This is a genomic window from Exiguobacterium sp. FSL W8-0210 (assembly GCF_038006045.1).
Classification (GTDB): Bacteria; Bacillota; Bacilli; order Exiguobacteriales; family Exiguobacteriaceae; genus Exiguobacterium_A.
In genome coordinates this window covers 1,166,405-1,183,726 of sequence record NZ_JBBOUK010000001.1, presented here as the reverse complement: position 1 = coordinate 1,183,726, position 17,322 = coordinate 1,166,405, and the positions used below count along the sequence as shown (strand labels likewise).

Below are 17,322 nucleotides of genomic sequence, written 5' to 3'. Positions count from 1 at the left end.
TCGATTGTTCCTTTCTTATCCATTTAATTATTCTACTGTTTCTTGCATGATTTCAATGAATTGTTTCGTCAGTGTCGTCGGTCCCGTCTCCGTCAACCAGGCGAAGGCTGTCGTACTCGCTGCACCTGACAGGTATGTCTGATGCAGTCCTGCCGTGTCCAGTTCCCGCAACGTACTCTCCGGCAATACGGTCACAGCCTTCCCTTTCCGAACGAGTCCGATTAGTGTCAAGACGTCAGAACACGTCTCTTGCGATACGACACCGAGCCGTTGACTTAATGTCTGAAAGACACCAAGCCCTTCCTGACTTGGAATGATGAGATCCGCTGTCGGATGATCAGGGTGCCAGACTTGATGAAACGGTTCTTCCTCCATCCATTCAATCGAGACGCCTTGCGCATCAATCGGCAAACGGACCAACGCTGCATCAAGTGACCGCTCTTTTAACCGTTCGATGAGCGCACTCGATTCTCCTTGGTGAACTTGTAAGATAATACCAGGATGTCGTCGTTTCATCTGTTCGATCCAGTCAACAAGCCGACTGGCTGATAACGTGTTGACACCAATCCGCAAAATCCCTGTTCGTCCGGCTTCGATGTCGCTTAATTCCATTCGTGTCTCCTGCTCAAACTGTAGCAATGAAACCGCCCGTTCATATAAGCGGTTGCCGCTTGGTGTGATCCGGATTCCGCGCCCTGCCCGCTCGATTAGGCGAACGCTTAACTCTTCTTCCATTCGTCGGATTTGTTGCGTCAAGGCAGGTTGTGCCATCCGTAAGCGCTCCGCTGCCCGCGTGACGGATTGTTCCTCGACGACCGCACAAAAATAGCGATACTGGCGTAAATCCATATTCATCATCTCTTTCATATGTTTTCATGTATAAAGATATATGAATCATAACATCAATCATATGCTATGATGCAGGAATATCTGAAGTTTAAGAAAGGAGCTTTTTCATGAAACAAACGACTTCTACCTTACAGTGGATCGTCTTTTTACTCGCGAACACGATTGCTTTACCAATCGTCGTCGCCAGTCTGTTCGACCTCTCATCAGTCGAAACAGCTGCTCTTGTCCAACGGTCGTTCTTTGTAGGCGGGATTGCCTGTTTCCTACACGGAGCCTTCGGCCACCGGCTTCCGATCGTATCGGGACCTGCCGGATCATGGGTCAGCATCTTCGTCGTCATCGCCGCACTACCGGTCGATTCAAAAACGGCCTTTACGATCGCAATGGCAGCCGTCGTCATTGCCGGCGTCGTCCTCATCATTCTCGGTTTGACAGGATGGACGAAATACTTATTACCCGTCTTCACACCGCTCGTCAGCGGAACGTTTTTGCTCTTATTATGTATTCAATTAACAGGCGTCATGCTCGGTGCCGTTCTTGCCGTCGAGGCAACACGTCTCGCCGGAATCATCACGTTCTTGCTCGTACTCGGACTCAGCCAGTTTGGACCGAGTCGCTTACGTCCGTTTGCCTTGATGATCGGAATCATCGTTGGTTGGCTCGTCAGCCGTCCGTCGCTTCCTGCGTCGTCTAGTTTGTTCGCACCACCGCAAGCGTTACCGTTCGGATGGCCGCAGTTTGACGGCAGCGCGTTTCTTGTCGCGATTCCGTTCGCGATCTTGCTCGTCGTCAATTTGATTGCTGCTTTAAGCGCCGTCGAAGCGACGCTTCAAAAACAAGGACGTCTCCACCAAGGGTTATCCATCGAAGGCGTCATTCATATACTCGCCGCTACTTTCTCGACGCTGGTGCCGGTGCCTTTACCCATTACGAGCGGGTTCATCGCGCAAACAGGAAGCCGGAAACGTCGTCCGTTCTTGATTGCCTCGCTCGTCATCGCGTTGATCGGTTTCTTCCCAAGCTTGATCGGGATCATCGCGACATTACCGCGTAGCGTCGCGAGTGCCGCGTTGCTTGCGACATTGCCGCACATGTTCCTGATTGCCTGGCAGTCTGCGGAAAGTAACATGGAGAATAGCCGTCGCCGCCATGCGTTTGCGATCAGTGCTGTCATCGGCATCAGTATCTTGTTACAATCAACCGTCATCGCGGAAGTCCTGCCTTTGACGCTTCGTCCGTTCCTCAGTAACGGATTACTCGTCGGTACGATGCTTGTGCTCGGTTTTGAGATCATCGAAAAAGTTCGCTCACGTCGCGTAAAACAAGTGGATCGATTGGCGAGCTAAATGGTATTGTACGACCGGACGATGTCATCATCCTCGTTTTTCTATAAGAGTCGAGGATGAACATCTCATCTGTTTATTCACCTAAAAAAAGTAGAGGCTGGGACATAACTCAGTTTCACAAACAAAAGGCCCTCGAAACGACTATACGTTTCGAGGGCCTTGTTCTATGAAAAAAAACCGATTCTGAATAAACAAATAAGGACAACCTCTGATAAAGTTAAAGTGATCAAACCATAACCATCGGAGGTGCCCTTATGTTTAAAGATTATAACATGAACCAGCTGGTTCTGCCCTTAGATTTAGAAGTTCGTCTTCAAGAAAATGATATTGCGTTCGCTGTCCACCATCTCGTCGAATCCATTCCAGACGATGTGTTCGAGCCTTTCATGCGCACGACAGGATGCCCGGCTTACCATCCACGCATGATGATGAAAATTATCTTATGTGCCTACACACAATCGGTCTTCTCCGGTCGGAAGATTGAAGGATTACTATCCGATAGTCTGCGGATGATGTGGCTAGCACAAGGGAATGCGCCGAGCTATCGTACCATCAACCGTTTTCGAGTGCATCCCGCAGTCACTCCGATATTGAAGCAAGCCTTCGTTACCTTCCGTTGCCATCTCGTCGAGATGGGAGAAATCAATGAAGAAGCCATCTTTATCGATGGTACAAAGTTAGAGGCGAATGCGAACCGATATACCTTTGTTTGGCGGAAATCGATTGAACGTCATAGTGCGTCTCTCGTGGACAAATCGAATCGTATCTATGACAACCTCGTCGAACAAGACATCCTACCGGAAATTGAACGAGAAAACCCGGACGAGCTTACTCTCTCAGAACTCGAACACATGGGTGAAGCTGTAGACGCACATATCGCTTCCATCAACCAAAAAATCGAGGCGAGTACGGACACCCAAGAAAGAAAACGTCTGCGTTCTGAACGGAAGGAACCACGTCTCCTTCGAAAGGAAATTACAGATTTCATCGAGCGGAAACAGAGATACGCCCTTCAAAAGAGGACGCTCGCTGGACGGAACAGCTATTCGAAAACGGACACGGACGCGACGTTCATGCGAATGAAAGAAGATCATATGCAAAATGGACAACTCAAACCAGGCTATAACGTTCAAATCGCGACCGAAGGACAATACACACTCGCTTATGATATTTATCCGAATCCGACGGATGCCCGGACGTTACTCCCCTTTTTAGATGAGGTCAGCTCATATTTACCACTACCACCGCATATCGTTGCGGATGCCGGCTATGGGAGTCAGGAGAATTATCAGGATATTCTGATGCGCCGTGGGCGCATTCCACTCATCCCTTACACGATGTTCGAAAAAGAAAAGTCGCGAAAATGGCGCAACGATCCCTTTAACACAGCGAACTGGTCTTACGATGAAACGGCGGATCGGTTTGTGTGCCCGAATGGACAGGACGTAACGTTCCGTTACATGTCCAAGAGAACAGATCGTTACGGATTCACGCGTGATTTCAAGGTGTATGAAAGTGAAGGGTGTGATGGCTGCCCGTTCCGCTCCCGTTGTACAAAGGCCGAAGAAGGGCGTCACCGACAGGTACACATAAACACTTCATGGGAAGAACAAAAAGAACAGATGAAAAAATGGCTTTCAGATCAAAAAACAGGATCCCTCTATGCGAAACGGAAGATAGACGTGGAACCAGTTTTTGGATATCTGAAGGCTAATTTGAGTTTCACTCGCTTTTCTGTGCGAGGAAAAGCGAAGGTGAAGCGTGAGCTCGGCTTCATCCTCATGGCCGTAAATTTGAGGAAATGGCTCATCCAAAGCGTTGCCCGAAGGGCAGCTTGACGAGAGACAATGAAAAAAGAAGGAATTGCACATCCTCAGTGATGGCAATTCCTTCTTTTCGTTAAATTCAGCTAGTTATGTCCCAGCCTCTACTTTTTTCTCATTTCATTCGATTAAAATCAAAAAGCTATTTTACTCAACGCACTTCCCGCCACCATTTTCGTGTCGTGCTCTCGGGTGTCACACTCTCCCCGATCATTGGTGTCAGAACCGGAATCTCATCGCGTTTCGCTTCCTTGAGCAACCGTTCGACCGGTTCGAACCAGGCATGAAAAGCGAGGATGAAGGCAGACCAGTGAATCGGCATCAGGACGCGACCTTTGACATCTCGATGTGCTTGAACTGTTTGTTCCGGTAACATATGCGAATTGGACCACCGGACATCATACTGCCCACATTCCATCATCGTCAAATCAAACGGACCATATTGTTCGCCGATTGCTTTAAAGTGTGGACCATATCCACTATCGCCACTAAAAAAGACCTTTTGCGAGCCTTCGATGACCCATGACGCCCATAGCGTTGAAAATTGATCAAGACCATTTCGCCCTGAATAATGGCGCGAAGGAGCCGCTGTCAGTTTGATGCCACCGACTTGCGTCGATTCATGCCAGTCGAGTTCCGTGATTCGCTCAGCCGAGACACCCCATCCACGGAGACGACTACCGACCCCGAGTGGCACGATGAAGCGACCGACTCGATTTTTCAAGGCGAGGACGGATGGATAATCAAGATGATCATAATGGTCGTGCGAATAGACGACGACATCAATCAACGGCAGGCGATCGAGATCAACCTTCTGCGTCGTTTGAAAACGTCCCCCACCCAGTTTCGGGAACGGTGATGGTGCGCGCCCGAGCATCGGGTCAAAGAAAATCGTTTGTTCATCAAGTTCGAGTAAAAACGCCGAATGTCCGAACCATGTGACGCGTGGTGCTTCACTATCGTCTTGACGTCGCTGATACGGAAGCGTCGGTAACGCTTTGACAGGACGCAGATTCGGAATGTTTCGTCCGTAATCCTTTAAGATGCTTTTCATCGAGTCCCATTCCATCTTCAACTGGAAATCCATCTCATTTTTGAACTTCCCGTCGACAAAACGATCTGATCGCTCGAAACTCCGCCGCTCTGCACGGCTTGGTCGTTTCCCAAACACCGGGTATCGGTTGATGAACCAAGCACTGGCAAGACCGATTCCTGCTAAAGCTGTCACTATTTTTTTCATGTCTTATCACCTCTTCGATGCTCTCAGTATAGCACCTCGATTCCTCACACATCTCGCTTTGCGACTCCGGACACGAGAAAAAAGTGAAGATCACCGATATGGCGCCTTCACTTCTAGGTATTAGTCGAGATCGTCCGCTTTCCACTTCGCCCGGTCGCTCTTCTCACCGTCCCCGCGGTGATTGGATTCATAGGCGTTATTCCCTGGATTTTCGACCTTGTTATCATCGTGCCGATGATCATGATCGTGGTCATGGTGATGATGGTGCTCATGGTCGTGGTCATGATCGTGATCTCGATCCTTGACGAACAATGCAAGACCGCCACGCTCGACTTCTGCGTAATGCCGTTCTGCCTCATCGTCCGAATGTCCGACACGTTTTAATGTCCCGCGGAGCGGTGGTTCTTTAGAAAATTTTGATTTGACCTGATCAATCCAACTTGCACCCGATGCTTCGTCTGCCGCGTCATCTCGACCGACGACAGAAAAATCCGAATCATGATGCCCCTGTTGTTTCAATTCCTCGATTTTTCGTTCCAGACTCGATTGATCCTGATAGATTCCAACAAACCGTTTCGCCATCACATGACACCGTCCTTTTTCATATGAATTCAAACTCGCTCTGTTTTTACCCTTGTTCGCTTGCCATCAAACGAAATTTCAGGAACGAAAAAACGGACCACTTCGAAAAGTAGTCCGTCAAAAACTTAGAGTTGTTGCGGTGAATCGACCAATGTGATGGTTCCTTCGTTTTTCTGAACGAATCGCTCGTAGACGAAATCATTCGCAAATAATAGAACAGCATTTTCCCAACGGTCGTAGACGAGAACCGTCCGTGAATCCGTCAATTGTTTGACGGCAGCGACTTCAGCTGGCTTGATCCATTTCGCGACTTGGAAGTTCGCAGCATCCTTCAAGATGTCAACGCCATACTCACCTTTGAGCCGGTGCTCGAAGACTTCGAATTGGAGTTGTCCGATTGCTCCGAGGATGATTTCGTTGTATTCCGTCTTGTAGACCTGGATCGCACCTTCTTGCGCGAGCTGTTCGACACCTTTTTGGAACTGTTTCGACTTCAAGGCGTTTTTTGTGTAGACCTTCAAGAAGAGTTCTGGTGCGAACGTCGGGAGTGCTTCATATTGCAATGATGGATCACCGTTCGTGATCGTATCACCGATTTGATAGTTGCCTGAATCGTACAATCCGATGACGTCTCCTGCGAACGCTTCATTGACCGTTTCCCGCTCATCCGCCATGAATTGTGTCGATTGCGACAGTTTCATTTTCTTGCCTGTCCGTGTCAGGACGACGTCCATTCCACGATCAAATTTACCCGTACAAATACGGACGAACGCAATCCGGTCACGGTGGTTCGGGTTCATGTTTGCTTGAATCTTGAAGACGAAACCGCTGAAGAAGTCTTGTGCCGGCTCGACTTTCCCTTTATTCGACTCACGAGGTGTCGGTGAAGGGGACAAGTTCAAGTAATGTTCAAGAAGTGGTGTGACGCCGAAATCGACGAGGGCTGATCCGAAGAAGACCGGAGTCAACTCACCTTTTGCGATCAATTCTTCATCGTATTCGTTACCTGCGCCGTCGAGTAAGTCGACTTCATCCATCAACGTCTCGTACATTTCCGAGTTGATCGTCGTCGCGAGTTCTTCGTTTGCGAGACCTTCCTCGCCGAGTTCGATCGTCTTGCGATCATTTTTAAAGCAGTGGAATTGTCCTTTGACGCGGTCATAGACCCCTTCGAACTGTTGACCTGAACCAGCTGGCCACGTCACAGCTACAGACGGGATGCCGAGGACTTCTTCGAGTTCTTCCATCAATTCGAGTGGGTCACGCGCTTGACGGTCCATCTTGTTGATGAACGTAAAGATTGGAATCCCGCGCATCCGACAGACTTGGAACAGTTTCTTCGTTTGTGACTCGATCCCTTTCGCCGCATCGATGACCATGATCGCTGAGTCAACCGCTGTCAGGATCCGGTACGTATCTTCACCGAAGTCCGAGTGACCTGGTGTATCCATGATCGAGACGATCTTTTTGTCGTATTCGAATTGCATGACCGAAGACGTAACAGAGATTCCGCGTTGTTTTTCGATTTCCATCCAGTCGGATTTCGCAAATTTCGAGTTTTTCCGTGCCTTGACAGAACCTGCCTCACGGATTGCCCCTCCGTGCAGGAGGAATTTTTCAGTTAATGTCGTCTTACCCGCATCCGGGTGGGAAATGATGCCGAAAATCCGACGCTTTTCGACTTCCGTTTGTAGAATGTTTGTCATGTATGGTAGTTCCTTTCAACGATATATTCAAAAGTCCGATCAATCTTTTTCGCAACTAGTCTATCATACCGAATTTTCAAGGTCTCGTCCATTTCACTTCATTGACTCAATTTTCAGATTTAAAGTTGACAATTCATCACGATCTTCTTTACGATGACAAGGAAGTTCACTATTACAGAAGGAGGAGACGTACAATGGTATTCCATCAAGCTCGGACATCTGTCCACACTGTCTTTGTATCGGCTACAACTGTACGTCACCCAATCGTTTAATTTTTAATTAAGCAGGGTGTGCGTATGCGTATACGTACATGCTGCCCTCTTATATTAGGACGGGTATGCCCATATTTGTGCGTATCCGTCTTTTCTATTGTCTAAAAACGGAATATAAGGGGTTTTCACTATGTTTAACGCACTCAAACAGCTTGATCGCAACATCTGGATCCGGTTCGTCGGGGAAACGATCACCGGGATCATGATGTTCATGATTGCACCATTTTTAGTTCTTTATTATGCGGATCGACTCGATTCCTACTTCTTGGTCGGTATCATCATGGCGACCGGACCGATCATGTCGCTCGTCGGCGCCGTTCTCGGTGGTCACTTCGCTGATAAATTCGGTCGAAAACCACTGATGGTCCTCTCAATCATCGGTGACGTCATTGCTTTAATCGGCTTCTCGTTCGCCGATTCATTCGGACCGCTTCTCGCTTTGAACGCGCTGCTCGGTTTATCAAGTTCACTGTTCCATCCGGCGGCAAGCGCGATGGTCGCTGACGTCACACCACCAGAACGCCTGAACGAATCGTTCGGTCTGCTGCGGATGGGACATAACGTCGGGGCCGCATTCGGTCCACTTCTCGGAAGTGCCGTCCTGTTCGTCGACCGTTCACTCATCTTCTACTCTGCCGCTTTCGTCTTTTTCCTGTACGGAATCGTACTCTACTTCTTCATCGAAGAGACGAAACCGGACTATATCGAAAAGACGGACGAAGTCAAAGTATCACCGCTCACTGTATTGCGAAAGGATCATGTCTTTTTAATCTTCATCGGTGCGGGTGTCTTCATCTCGATGGGATTTGCCCTCGTTGAGAGTATGTTACCGGTCTTCTTGAAGGAAGCACTACCGGGGTTACCAACGAAACAAAATCCGTTCCCTTACTTGATGGCACTGAACGGAATCATGGTCGTCTTGTTCCAGTTCCCGATCGCTGCTCGCTTGTCCGGCAAAGCATTCGGAAAAGTCATGTTGCTCGGAGCCTCGATTTTCGGAATCGGCATGATTTTCCTCGCATTCGTTCCGTCTTACCTGTTCTCACTCGGAACGAGTTATGTCGTGCTCGTGACGGTATTGCTTGCGATTTATGCGTTCTATACGCTCGGCGAGATGATCATGTCACCTGTCCAGATGACGTTCATCGCCTTGATCGCACCAGAACATCTCCGCGGAACGTACAATGGTGCCGCTAGTCTCCAGTGGTTGATTGGTGGCGTCACCGCACCACTTCTCGGATCGTTATTCCTTGATACCGGAAAAGGTGACTTTGCGCTCGGATTCGTCGGACTGCTCTGTTGTGTCTCAGGTGGGGTCTATCTCGCACTCGACCGGTCGATTCAACGCGCAAAACGCTTAACGAAATCAGCTTAAAAAAGCGATGTGTCATGCTCCGACTTTTGTCAGAGCGTTACACATCGCTTTTCTCGTTAAGAGGGTAATTGATTTGCCGCTACGAACGGACCAAACAGGACCGGTAACGGATCAAGTCGTTGCTGGATTTCTTCAATGAAATTCGTCGATCCACTGACGAAGACGATCGGATCATTTGCCGTGATCATCGTCAAGAATTCGTGCATCTGTTGTTCCCATCCTTCTTGATGAATGTGATGAACGACCATCCCTTTCGTCGTCAAGGATAGGACATTCGCTAACATTCGTTCTGCCAGTTCCTCAGCTGAGACATGTAACAAGGTCGTTTTTCGACCACTCAGGAGCGCATGTCGGGCTTCGTCGATGACGGCTCCGAGATGATGTTCTTCTGCGATCAACAAAATATCTTGTTGACGCCAGTTCTCAGCACGGCGGTATTTACAAAAATGTCGGCACGTATCAACAAGTTGATGATGGACGATACTCCAAGCTTGAAGTAAAGGTGCATCTTCTTTAAGGTCATATTCGATTTGAATAGCTTGAAGAATTTCACGACTGATGATGTCCGGGTACGTCAACAGAAACGATTTCGTCTGATCGATTTCATTCAGTAAAATCAATTTAAACAGTTCACTCGATTCATGCTGGTTGGTAATCTGGTTCAGTAATTGACTCAGGCGTAAAATCCGCAAGGCACGAGTTCCGTCCTGAGCCCCCGCTTCTCGAAGCGCGCGCAATTCTTCTTCGTACGTCGCCTCGAGCGAGTCATAGAAGCGCGTCGCGATCCGCAATCCCTTTTGCTCCATCGATGGACCGAGCTGTTGCAAAAGGTGTAATGCCTGATCGAAATGCATAATTTAACCTACCTTTCACCGTCCATTATGCGTGAATCCACCCTCAAAAACAATCTCTAAAATGCATCTTATTTTTTGCACATTGAGATTTGTAAAAGCTTGCGCCCCCCCCTAGTATGTGTGTTAAGTAGGTGATGAAAATGCGCATGACACGTTATACGGATTACGCGATTCGGTCCCTGCTGTTCGCAGCAGCTCATCCCGATCGTTTAGTCCGAATCCAGGAAGTAGCGGATTGTTACGACATTTCTAAGAATCATTTGATGAAAGTAGTCTATCGTTTAGGACAGAGTGGTCTGATTGAATCTGTCCGTGGTCGTGGAGGTGGGTTCCGCTTAGCAGGTCCTCCAGATGCAATTCATATCGGTGACGTCGTACAACTGTTTGAACCAACCGTTCATTTTCTCGATCCGCAAGAAGGCATTCACGAGATTCCTTCGCTCAATCCGGCACGTGATGCCTTCGATGATGCCATTGCGGCGTTCCATCAAGTACTCAATGGTTACACAGTACATGATTTGCTACATCCGACAGCTGATACTCATCCACAAATACTTGAAATGATTCCGAACCGCGATTGAGCCGATTCGGAATCTTTTTTTATTCCACCCTCGCTCAATTGCGATTTCTCAAAACGCTCGTGGTATACTTATATAAGAAAGGAGGGGTACAGATGAACCCTCAAGAAGAACTCCATCTCTTATATCTTCGCTTAAAGGAAGAAGAACCCTCCGTTGCACGCGGTGAGGCCTTATGGGCCATCTTTGAGGAAACAGCTGATGATTCACTCCGCTTCCTCTCCTTATGGGCATTTTCACAAAATCAATTTGACTTAGGACACTTCCGATCGTTTCTCGTGTCCTTCACGCTCTTGATGGAATGGATCCGAAAAGATGAGATGACACTGACTCCCAAACAAGAACTTGATTTGTACTGGAACTACAAGTCCTACTTGATCTATATGGCAGAACAAGAAGATGTGACGGTCTCGCTTCTCGAAGAAGACCTCGACCGTTTCATCGACTTCTGTGACGCGCATGGCTTTATTCGGACACGTGACTATATCAGCTTCATGGTCTACAGCAAACTCGGTGACGAGGAACAAGCCGATCATTATCTATCGGAATGGGTTGACGCGCCAAGTGACGAACTCAGTGATTGCCCGTCCTGTGAAGCATTCAGCCGAATGACGTATGCGATTGATCGTGGCTTCGAAGATCGTGCCTTGCTACTTTATGCAGCACTGCGGCATGAACGCGGTTGCTCGCGGATGCCGGATCAGGCTCACCCATACATCCTTCCGTTGTTCCTCAGTCGCAAAAAAGAACGCTTCGATTGGAGCGAACGCTTGATTGAAGAAGTCAAACGTGGTGAAACCCTCTTCACAGGCGGTGACGAGCCGTATCACCTGTATGCGAAGATGTATTATGATACAAACTATACTTGGTCGATGGAAGAGAAAAAACAATTGATCCCGTTCTTGACTGATCGTGGATATCTTCAGTTCCTACTCGCTCACTATGCGTTCGCCCATCGTCAATCGCTTGGTGAGGAAGCGTCGTATCTCGCAGCGCTTCGGACGAATCTCTATGAGATTGCACAGTCTCTCGATCGCCGGATCGAAGGTGTCTTCTACTTGAACCTCGTCGAACGTGAACTAAAACGGATCACCCAGTTCGTTGCCTGAATCTCATTCGTAAAGGAAGTGTCTTCATGTTAGATCATGTCCAGCTCGCTATGCCGAAAAACGAAGAAGATCGCGCCCGTGCATTTTATGCCGGGCTTTTACATATGAAGGAAGTCGAAAAACCAGCTGGTGTTCAAGCCAGTGGTGGTGTCTGGTTCGAGGATCATGGTGCAGCACTTCATCTCGGCATCGAGGATCCCTTCTCCCCTGCTAAAAAAGCGCATCCTGGATTAACCGTCGCTGCGTTCGAAGCCTTGAGCGATGCTCTTCAAGCTGCCGGTTATCCGGTTGAGCATGACACACGCCTTGCGCCACGTCGTCGTTTCTTCACAGCTGATCCCTTCGGTAACCGTTTGGAGATCATCGCTGCCCACCTGCCGACGTTAACTCCAAAGAAGTTGACGGATGGTTCTCATGTCCGCTTAATCGCACCAGCCTCAAGCCTCTCGACGGTCGAGATGGAGATCATCGATGGTGCGATCCAGACCCTCGAATCACTTGGATTACGTGTTTCGATCAGTCAACATGCGCGTGCCGTCAACCCGTTCGGTTCCAGTGATCCTGAATTACGGATTGCAGACCTCCATGCTGCGTTCGCTGATCCGAATGTTGATGCGATTCTGTGCGTTCGCGGTGGGTTCAGTACGAATGAACTTGTCGACTTACTTGACTACGAATTGATTCGGACACATCCGAAAATCCTGTGTGGCTTCTCCGATATCACAGCACTCAGTCACGCCATTCTAACGAATACCGGCTTAGTGACGTACTCGGGACCAATGTTACGGGCTTTCCGTGATCGCGACGCCTATACAATCGATTACTTCAAGCAAGTGTTGTTTGGAACGGATCCCGTTACGATCAAGCCTTCGGTGCATTGGCGTGATAACGATCGCGGACATGTCATTACGTTACCAAACAAAGGTCCACTTCTCTTATCTCCGGGACAAGCAAGTGGTCGACTGCTCGGTGGGAATCTTTGTACGTTAAATCTCCTGCAAGGCACACCACACTTCCCTGATTTACGGGATACGGTTTTATTCCTTGAAGACGATTACGAAGTCCATCCAGCGACGTTCGCCCGTGATTTCGCCTCATTGATGGCGCAACCGGGTGCCGAAACGATTCGCGGGATCGTCTTCGGGCGCTTCCAGCTCGCAACGAAGATGACGGAAGAGCATCTGCGGTATCTGATCTCGCTCTATCCAGTCCTAGAGCACGTACCGGTTCTTGCGAATGTCGACTTCGGACATACGAGTCCTTTGTTCACGTTTCCGATTGGTGGTCAGGTTGAACTGCATGACGAGGTCATCCGACTTCATATTTCTTGAATATCAAAAGAAGGAGACGCGGCAATCCGCATCTCCTTCTTTTTTAGTAGTCGAGCAATCTCGAAGCGTCGATTTGACGTTTCGACCCATCTTCGAACATCTCAAGTGTTGCGAAAATCTGGTCATTTGCCCATTCATAGTGAAGTAACGTGAAGTCTTCGAGTGTCGAGACCGTCTTGAACGTTTTCCCGACCGTAAAGGCACGCTTCCGGCTCGCATCTTCTGCCGGAACGGTGACGAAGATGACCGTGATCTCTTCGCCCTTCGTATCATAATAGAATTCAACGATCCGACCGTCCGCTGTTTCAGGTAAAACACCTTTACGGGGCTGTCCGGTCTCGTCCAATTGTACGTATGGTTGCAGCATTCTTTCGCCTCACTTTCTCCGTCATTCATCATAGCACGTCCACCTGATTTATGCTAATCTATATTTGATGTGAAAGGGGGATGAGTCGCGTATGGAATGGTTCATGAACGGGATTCTGCTCTGGGGCTTTATCATGATTACACTCATGGCGATTGGCGGGTTTTTCATGTTCCGGAAGTTCCTCAAGAAGTTACCGAAAGAAGACGGTAAATCGATGATGGACTGGGAAGATGAGTACATCGACAAAACACGACACCTTTGGACGGATGAGACGATGGAGTTATTGAATGCTCTCGTCATGCCGGTTCCATCGGCATTTCGTGATGTCGCACGCCGCAAGATTGCCGGGCGGATCGGACAGTTCGCACTTGAAGAACGGGCGACAGAGATGACATCCGAACTGGTCGTCAAAGGGTATATTTCTGCGACACCGAAACGCGATCATAAATTCTTGAAAAAAGCACTAACGGAGCACGCCATCGACTGGCGAGACTACGCATTATACTTCCAAAATTGAAAGATGCACGAAAAACCGCCGAAGTCGCCTTCAGCGGTTTTTTAGTGAGGTAAGTGAGCAACCGGCACGGTGCCCGACTTGACTCGTTTGTATTTCATATACATCGCGAAGCGCCAAGGGACGATCATTCCGAATGCGACGAGATAAAAAATGCCGCCCGTTTCGAAAATATCAATCTGCCCGCCGATGAAGAACTTCGCAACCGTCCGAATGAATAAGATACCGAATAAGACGATGAAAAAAGCTTTCGAACGTTGCAAATAAATCTGCCCTTCTGCTTCATAAAAATTGGATGTCTTGATCAAAAAGATGCTGAAGATGGCTCCAATGAGCAATGCTTCTGCCACTTCCGTCCATGTCAGACGGGATGCTGGGTATAAAAACTGTAGCATACCCGTCGACATCGCAAAGGGAGGGATCAAGATTTTTTTAGCATTCGTCGGTTTTGCTGATGCCTTCACACGAATGAAGCTGATCAGCAATCCCATGACGAGCGCTACCCCAGTTGATATCCAAATCATCCGATCACTTCCTTGATTAAAATCCAGTGAATCCGACGATGTCACTCATCCATGCTGCGAATTTACTCAAGCCATCAAAATACAGCATGACTCCGAACACCATCATCAAGGCTCCCCCGAATTTCGTTAATTTCAGACTATACTGCACAAACAAGCGCGAACGACCGACGAAGAACGCCATCAATAAGAACGGAATCGAGAAGCCAAGGACATACGCGAGCATGTAGAACATGCCTTGACTCGGATTGGTCGCAGCTAATCCGATGACTCCTGCGAGAATCGGACCTGTACACGGTGTCCAACCGGCTGCAAAACCGATTCCGACGAGTACCGTCCCGACGTATCCTCCTTTTCGTTCCCCGAGATTCAGTTTCTTTTCACGCATCAAGAATGTTGGTTGCCATAATCCGACGAGAACAATCCCAAATACGAAGATAACGAGTGCCCCAACCATCCGTAACGTATCCCGATATGTGATAAAGACATCTGCGAACAACGATGTCGATAAACCGAGTACAACGAATACCATCGCAAAACCAACGAGGAACGCTAACGTATGAAACAAGGATCGCTTTTCTCGTACGCCCCGTTCTTTTAAATCCGTTACCGACACGCCTGTGATGTATGAGAGAAACACAGGATACAGTGGTAGCGTACATGGAGAGACGAAAGATAATAATCCTGCTCCAAACGCTAACCATAACGAGAGCTCCATCATGAGCATCCCCTTTCCTTTACTACTATAGAAGAAGTTCCTCCTCTATTTTGCCAAACTCCTCTGCATTTAGCACCTATTATCTCACAGAAAGTTGCAAAAGATTCGTGTCCGCCAAAATTACAAAAAAATTACATTTCGTCGATTTTACTGAAATCTCGTTGCGCCTATTAAATGGACTTGCTAGAATATGGATACGACACCAATGTAAGGGAGACTGCTATGACGACACAACAACTATTGACGTTAGCCATCGAAGCCAAACGTAGCGAACTATATCATCAAGCTGACCAGTCCAGCTTTACCTCCCCGCGTGTTTTACAACTTAGCCATGAACTTGACGTCCTGCTTTTAGAATATTCACGGACAGTCCAAAACTACACCATTCACGGTTCGAACGAACCGCTCTTATCTTAATGCACGATTTGGTCAGCATTCGAGTATGAATGCTGACTTTTTTATGGTTTCTTATTTCTGATGGAGGTGCTTTATGTCCGCTCTTACATTCATTGCTAGTTCTCGCCCCCTCTTTATACCTGACGATCTCTCTCAATTATACGTACATGAAGTCGAACCGCTTGAATACGTCTCATTGAAGCGAGGACGATTCACGATGCCCTACTTGTATACGATCGAAGGTGCTGATCAGTGGGAGTTCATGATTTATCTACAGCGTTATATGGAAGAAGGAGATGTCCTCGAGCTGCTCTATATCGAAAATCAAAATGACAGCATGCATGACCATCTACCGTCCACTCCGCTACTAGAGCCGATTGAAATCAATATTCGCCAGCGAACGTACCAAACGATTCACGGCACGTTTCAGCTCTCCGCTGATGGTTGGATGCAGGAATTGTACCATCGTTCTTATCTGACAGCGTTCGGTGTGACGACGATCGTCAAGTATTGATCTATTATCATCCGTTTCACTTTTTCATCATCAGACGATAGAAGGATTCCACAATTTCTATTTTTAAGGCTTTTTTCTGTTGAATTGTGCGAATTTTTTATATTCAGTAAGCCTAAAGACCTATAAACACCCGTTTTTCATAATCAGTATTTCCTATAGATGACAAAAACTGCTCTTTTGCAATCTTGTTGTCACAAAAGCTCGGTTTGTAACTCGAATGACATTGACCTGTAAACGCACAGGTCAGATTTGCCGTGTAAAGTAGGAACAGTAAACACAGCATATGTCAGGAGGACATCAATAATGAAAAAAGCAGTTTTCGCTGCCGGTCTTGCAGCAACAGCTCTATCAGTAGGATTTGCCCAAGAGACAGAGGCTGCCTCAGAAACCGTAACAGTAAATACACCAGTACTCAACGTACGCACAGCACCTACAACTGCATCAGCAGACGTAGGCAATGTATATAAAGGTCAAACATTAAATGTCGAAGGACGTTCTGGCGCATGGATCAAAACAACAGTTAACGGTCAAAAACGTTATGTCCATGGTGCGTATACGTCTGCAGCAGGCTCATTCGACTTTAAAAAAGCGACAGTTACTACGGCAGTACTAAACGTCCGCACACAACCAACGACGACAAGCTCGAAAGATGTCGGTAACCTCTACAAAGGCGAAAAAGTCAACGTAGAAGCTAAAGTTGGTGCATGGATCAAAACAACAATCGATGGTAAAACACGCTACGTACACAGCGACTATACTTCACTCGCTGGCGTATCAAAAGCACCAGCAGCGCAAGCACAACCTGCTGCTAAACCAGCTGCGAAGCCAGCACCAAAAGCAGCTGCTAAACCAGCAACTGCAACAAAACAATCGACACCTGCAAAATCAGGTACGAAAGTGACAATGAACGTCACTGCTTACACGAACGACCCATCTAACAATGGTAGCCGACTTTACAACGGTCGTGCGTTGACAGCAAGCGGTTATGACGTTACGAATACGATCACGTACAATGGTATGCGTATCGTAGCAGCTTCTTCACAATACCCGATCGGTACACGTATGCACATCGAAGGCATTGGTGAAGCAATCGTACTCGACCGTGGTGGCGCAATCCAAGGTAACAAACTTGACCTTCTCGTTGGTTCACAACAAGAAGCACTCAACTGGGGACGCCAAAACGTCACAGTTACAGTCTACTAATCAAAACAAACAACCTGCCGGGCG

General features: G+C 47.9%; 18 protein-coding genes. 10 read left to right on the top strand and 8 right to left on the bottom strand.

What is annotated here, in order from left to right:
• Positions 1–27 precede the first annotated feature (27 nt).
• Positions 28–849: a LysR family transcriptional regulator gene (locus MKY22_RS06080; protein ID WP_341087449.1), complete on the bottom strand. Its 822-nt coding sequence runs from the start codon at positions 847–849 to the stop codon at positions 28–30.
• Between the two features lie 107 nt (positions 850–956).
• Between MKY22_RS06080 and MKY22_RS06075 the strand changes: the two genes are divergently transcribed.
• On the top strand, positions 957–2,195 hold the full coding sequence (locus MKY22_RS06075) for a purine/pyrimidine permease (RefSeq protein ID WP_341087447.1): 1,239 nt from the start codon (positions 957–959) through the stop codon (positions 2,193–2,195).
• Positions 2,196–2,449: 254 nt separating this feature from the next.
• Positions 2,450–4,033, top strand: a complete 1,584-nt coding sequence (locus MKY22_RS06070) for an IS1182 family transposase (RefSeq protein ID WP_341085783.1) — start codon at positions 2,450–2,452, stop codon at positions 4,031–4,033.
• Between the two features lie 136 nt (positions 4,034–4,169).
• Here the strand turns inward: MKY22_RS06070 and MKY22_RS06065 are convergent, their stop codons facing one another.
• From MKY22_RS06065 to MKY22_RS06055, 3 genes are all read right to left on the bottom strand, one after another.
• Positions 4,170–5,258: an MBL fold metallo-hydrolase gene (locus tag MKY22_RS06065; RefSeq protein WP_290776948.1), complete on the bottom strand. Its 1,089-nt coding sequence runs from the start codon at positions 5,256–5,258 to the stop codon at positions 4,170–4,172.
• Positions 5,259–5,378: 120 nt separating this feature from the next.
• Complete coding sequence (locus MKY22_RS06060) at positions 5,379–5,840, bottom strand: hypothetical protein (protein WP_341087441.1); 462 nt, start codon at positions 5,838–5,840, stop codon at positions 5,379–5,381.
• Positions 5,841–5,965: 125 nt separating this feature from the next.
• Positions 5,966–7,546 (bottom strand): peptide chain release factor 3, encoded by a 1,581-nt coding sequence (locus MKY22_RS06055; protein ID WP_035408673.1) that lies wholly within the window; start codon positions 7,544–7,546, stop codon positions 5,966–5,968.
• Positions 7,547–7,948: 402 nt separating this feature from the next.
• On the opposite strand from MKY22_RS06055, the gene MKY22_RS06050 reads away from it, so the two are divergent.
• The gene (locus MKY22_RS06050) at positions 7,949–9,193 is read left to right on the top strand and encodes an MDR family MFS transporter (RefSeq protein WP_341087431.1); all 1,245 of its coding nucleotides are present in this window, start codon (positions 7,949–7,951) and stop codon (positions 9,191–9,193) included.
• 56 nt (positions 9,194–9,249) lie between these two features.
• On the opposite strand, the gene MKY22_RS06045 is transcribed toward MKY22_RS06050, so the two are convergent.
• Positions 9,250–10,047, bottom strand: a complete 798-nt coding sequence (locus tag MKY22_RS06045) for a hypothetical protein (RefSeq protein WP_341087429.1) — start codon at positions 10,045–10,047, stop codon at positions 9,250–9,252.
• A gap of 140 nt (positions 10,048–10,187) precedes the next feature.
• On the opposite strand from MKY22_RS06045, the gene MKY22_RS06040 reads away from it, so the two are divergent.
• The 3 genes from MKY22_RS06040 to MKY22_RS06030 all read left to right on the top strand — a co-directional run bounded on the left by MKY22_RS06040 (position 10,188) and on the right by MKY22_RS06030 (position 13,065).
• A complete protein-coding gene (locus MKY22_RS06040) occupies positions 10,188–10,628 on the top strand; it encodes an RrF2 family transcriptional regulator (protein WP_341087427.1) in 441 nt (146 codons plus the stop codon).
• A gap of 92 nt (positions 10,629–10,720) precedes the next feature.
• Positions 10,721–11,734 (top strand): hypothetical protein, encoded by a 1,014-nt coding sequence (locus MKY22_RS06035; RefSeq protein ID WP_058265204.1) that lies wholly within the window; start codon positions 10,721–10,723, stop codon positions 11,732–11,734.
• A gap of 26 nt (positions 11,735–11,760) precedes the next feature.
• Complete coding sequence (locus tag MKY22_RS06030; RefSeq protein ID WP_341087423.1) at positions 11,761–13,065, top strand: LD-carboxypeptidase; 1,305 nt, start codon at positions 11,761–11,763, stop codon at positions 13,063–13,065.
• Positions 13,066–13,108: 43 nt separating this feature from the next.
• Here the strand turns inward: MKY22_RS06030 and MKY22_RS06025 are convergent, their stop codons facing one another.
• A complete protein-coding gene (locus MKY22_RS06025) occupies positions 13,109–13,432 on the bottom strand; it encodes a hypothetical protein (RefSeq protein WP_341087421.1) in 324 nt (107 codons plus the stop codon).
• Positions 13,433–13,523: 91 nt separating this feature from the next.
• On the opposite strand from MKY22_RS06025, the gene MKY22_RS06020 reads away from it, so the two are divergent.
• On the top strand, positions 13,524–13,949 hold the full coding sequence (locus MKY22_RS06020) for a DUF2621 family protein (protein WP_035408684.1): 426 nt from the start codon (positions 13,524–13,526) through the stop codon (positions 13,947–13,949).
• Positions 13,950–13,990: 41 nt separating this feature from the next.
• On the opposite strand, the gene MKY22_RS06015 is transcribed toward MKY22_RS06020, so the two are convergent.
• Together MKY22_RS06015 and MKY22_RS06010 are read right to left on the bottom strand one after the other, a co-directional pair.
• Positions 13,991–14,470, bottom strand: a complete 480-nt coding sequence (locus MKY22_RS06015) for a CcdC family protein (protein ID WP_149427051.1) — start codon at positions 14,468–14,470, stop codon at positions 13,991–13,993.
• Positions 14,471–14,486: 16 nt separating this feature from the next.
• Positions 14,487–15,185 (bottom strand): cytochrome c biogenesis CcdA family protein, encoded by a 699-nt coding sequence (locus MKY22_RS06010; RefSeq protein ID WP_023467780.1) that lies wholly within the window; start codon positions 15,183–15,185, stop codon positions 14,487–14,489.
• Positions 15,186–15,407: 222 nt separating this feature from the next.
• Here MKY22_RS06010 and MKY22_RS06005 point away from each other — a divergent pair, with 222 nt between their 5' ends.
• The 3 genes from MKY22_RS06005 to MKY22_RS05995 all read left to right on the top strand — a co-directional run bounded on the left by MKY22_RS06005 (position 15,408) and on the right by MKY22_RS05995 (position 17,298).
• Complete coding sequence (locus MKY22_RS06005) at positions 15,408–15,602, top strand: aspartyl-phosphate phosphatase Spo0E family protein (RefSeq protein WP_023467779.1); 195 nt, start codon at positions 15,408–15,410, stop codon at positions 15,600–15,602.
• A 73-nt stretch (positions 15,603–15,675) separates the two neighbouring features.
• Positions 15,676–16,095, top strand: a complete 420-nt coding sequence (locus MKY22_RS06000; protein ID WP_290776941.1) for a hypothetical protein — start codon at positions 15,676–15,678, stop codon at positions 16,093–16,095.
• Between the two features lie 303 nt (positions 16,096–16,398).
• Positions 16,399–17,298, top strand: coding sequence for an SH3 domain-containing protein (locus MKY22_RS05995; protein WP_341087418.1), 900 nt, complete (start codon positions 16,399–16,401; stop codon positions 17,296–17,298).
• The last annotated feature ends 24 nt before the right edge of the window (positions 17,299–17,322 follow it).

Excerpts from the sequence above, each read along its gene's own strand:
- MKY22_RS06080 (WP_341087449.1), bottom strand. The coding sequence starts at position 849 with ATGGATTTACGCCAGTATCGCTATTTTTGTGCGGTCGTCGAGGAACAA.
- MKY22_RS06075 (WP_341087447.1), top strand. The coding sequence starts at position 957 with ATGAAACAAACGACTTCTACCTTACAGTGGATCGTCTTTTTACTCGCG.
- MKY22_RS06070 (WP_341085783.1), top strand. The coding sequence starts at position 2,450 with ATGTTTAAAGATTATAACATGAACCAGCTGGTTCTGCCCTTAGATTTA.
- MKY22_RS06065 (WP_290776948.1), bottom strand. The coding sequence starts at position 5,258 with ATGAAAAAAATAGTGACAGCTTTAGCAGGAATCGGTCTTGCCAGTGCT.
- MKY22_RS06060 (WP_341087441.1), bottom strand. The coding sequence starts at position 5,840 with ATGGCGAAACGGTTTGTTGGAATCTATCAGGATCAATCGAGTCTGGAA.
- MKY22_RS06055 (WP_035408673.1), bottom strand. The coding sequence starts at position 7,546 with ATGACAAACATTCTACAAACGGAAGTCGAAAAGCGTCGGATTTTCGGC.
- MKY22_RS06050 (WP_341087431.1), top strand. The coding sequence starts at position 7,949 with ATGTTTAACGCACTCAAACAGCTTGATCGCAACATCTGGATCCGGTTC.
- MKY22_RS06045 (WP_341087429.1), bottom strand. The coding sequence starts at position 10,047 with ATGCATTTCGATCAGGCATTACACCTTTTGCAACAGCTCGGTCCATCG.
- MKY22_RS06040 (WP_341087427.1), top strand. The coding sequence starts at position 10,188 with ATGCGCATGACACGTTATACGGATTACGCGATTCGGTCCCTGCTGTTC.
- MKY22_RS06035 (WP_058265204.1), top strand. The coding sequence starts at position 10,721 with ATGAACCCTCAAGAAGAACTCCATCTCTTATATCTTCGCTTAAAGGAA.
- MKY22_RS06030 (WP_341087423.1), top strand. The coding sequence starts at position 11,761 with ATGTTAGATCATGTCCAGCTCGCTATGCCGAAAAACGAAGAAGATCGC.
- MKY22_RS06025 (WP_341087421.1), bottom strand. The coding sequence starts at position 13,432 with ATGCTGCAACCATACGTACAATTGGACGAGACCGGACAGCCCCGTAAA.
- MKY22_RS06020 (WP_035408684.1), top strand. The coding sequence starts at position 13,524 with ATGGAATGGTTCATGAACGGGATTCTGCTCTGGGGCTTTATCATGATT.
- MKY22_RS06015 (WP_149427051.1), bottom strand. The coding sequence starts at position 14,470 with ATGATTTGGATATCAACTGGGGTAGCGCTCGTCATGGGATTGCTGATC.
- MKY22_RS06010 (WP_023467780.1), bottom strand. The coding sequence starts at position 15,185 with ATGGAGCTCTCGTTATGGTTAGCGTTTGGAGCAGGATTATTATCTTTC.
- MKY22_RS06005 (WP_023467779.1), top strand. The coding sequence starts at position 15,408 with ATGACGACACAACAACTATTGACGTTAGCCATCGAAGCCAAACGTAGC.
- MKY22_RS06000 (WP_290776941.1), top strand. The coding sequence starts at position 15,676 with ATGTCCGCTCTTACATTCATTGCTAGTTCTCGCCCCCTCTTTATACCT.
- MKY22_RS05995 (WP_341087418.1), top strand. The coding sequence starts at position 16,399 with ATGAAAAAAGCAGTTTTCGCTGCCGGTCTTGCAGCAACAGCTCTATCA.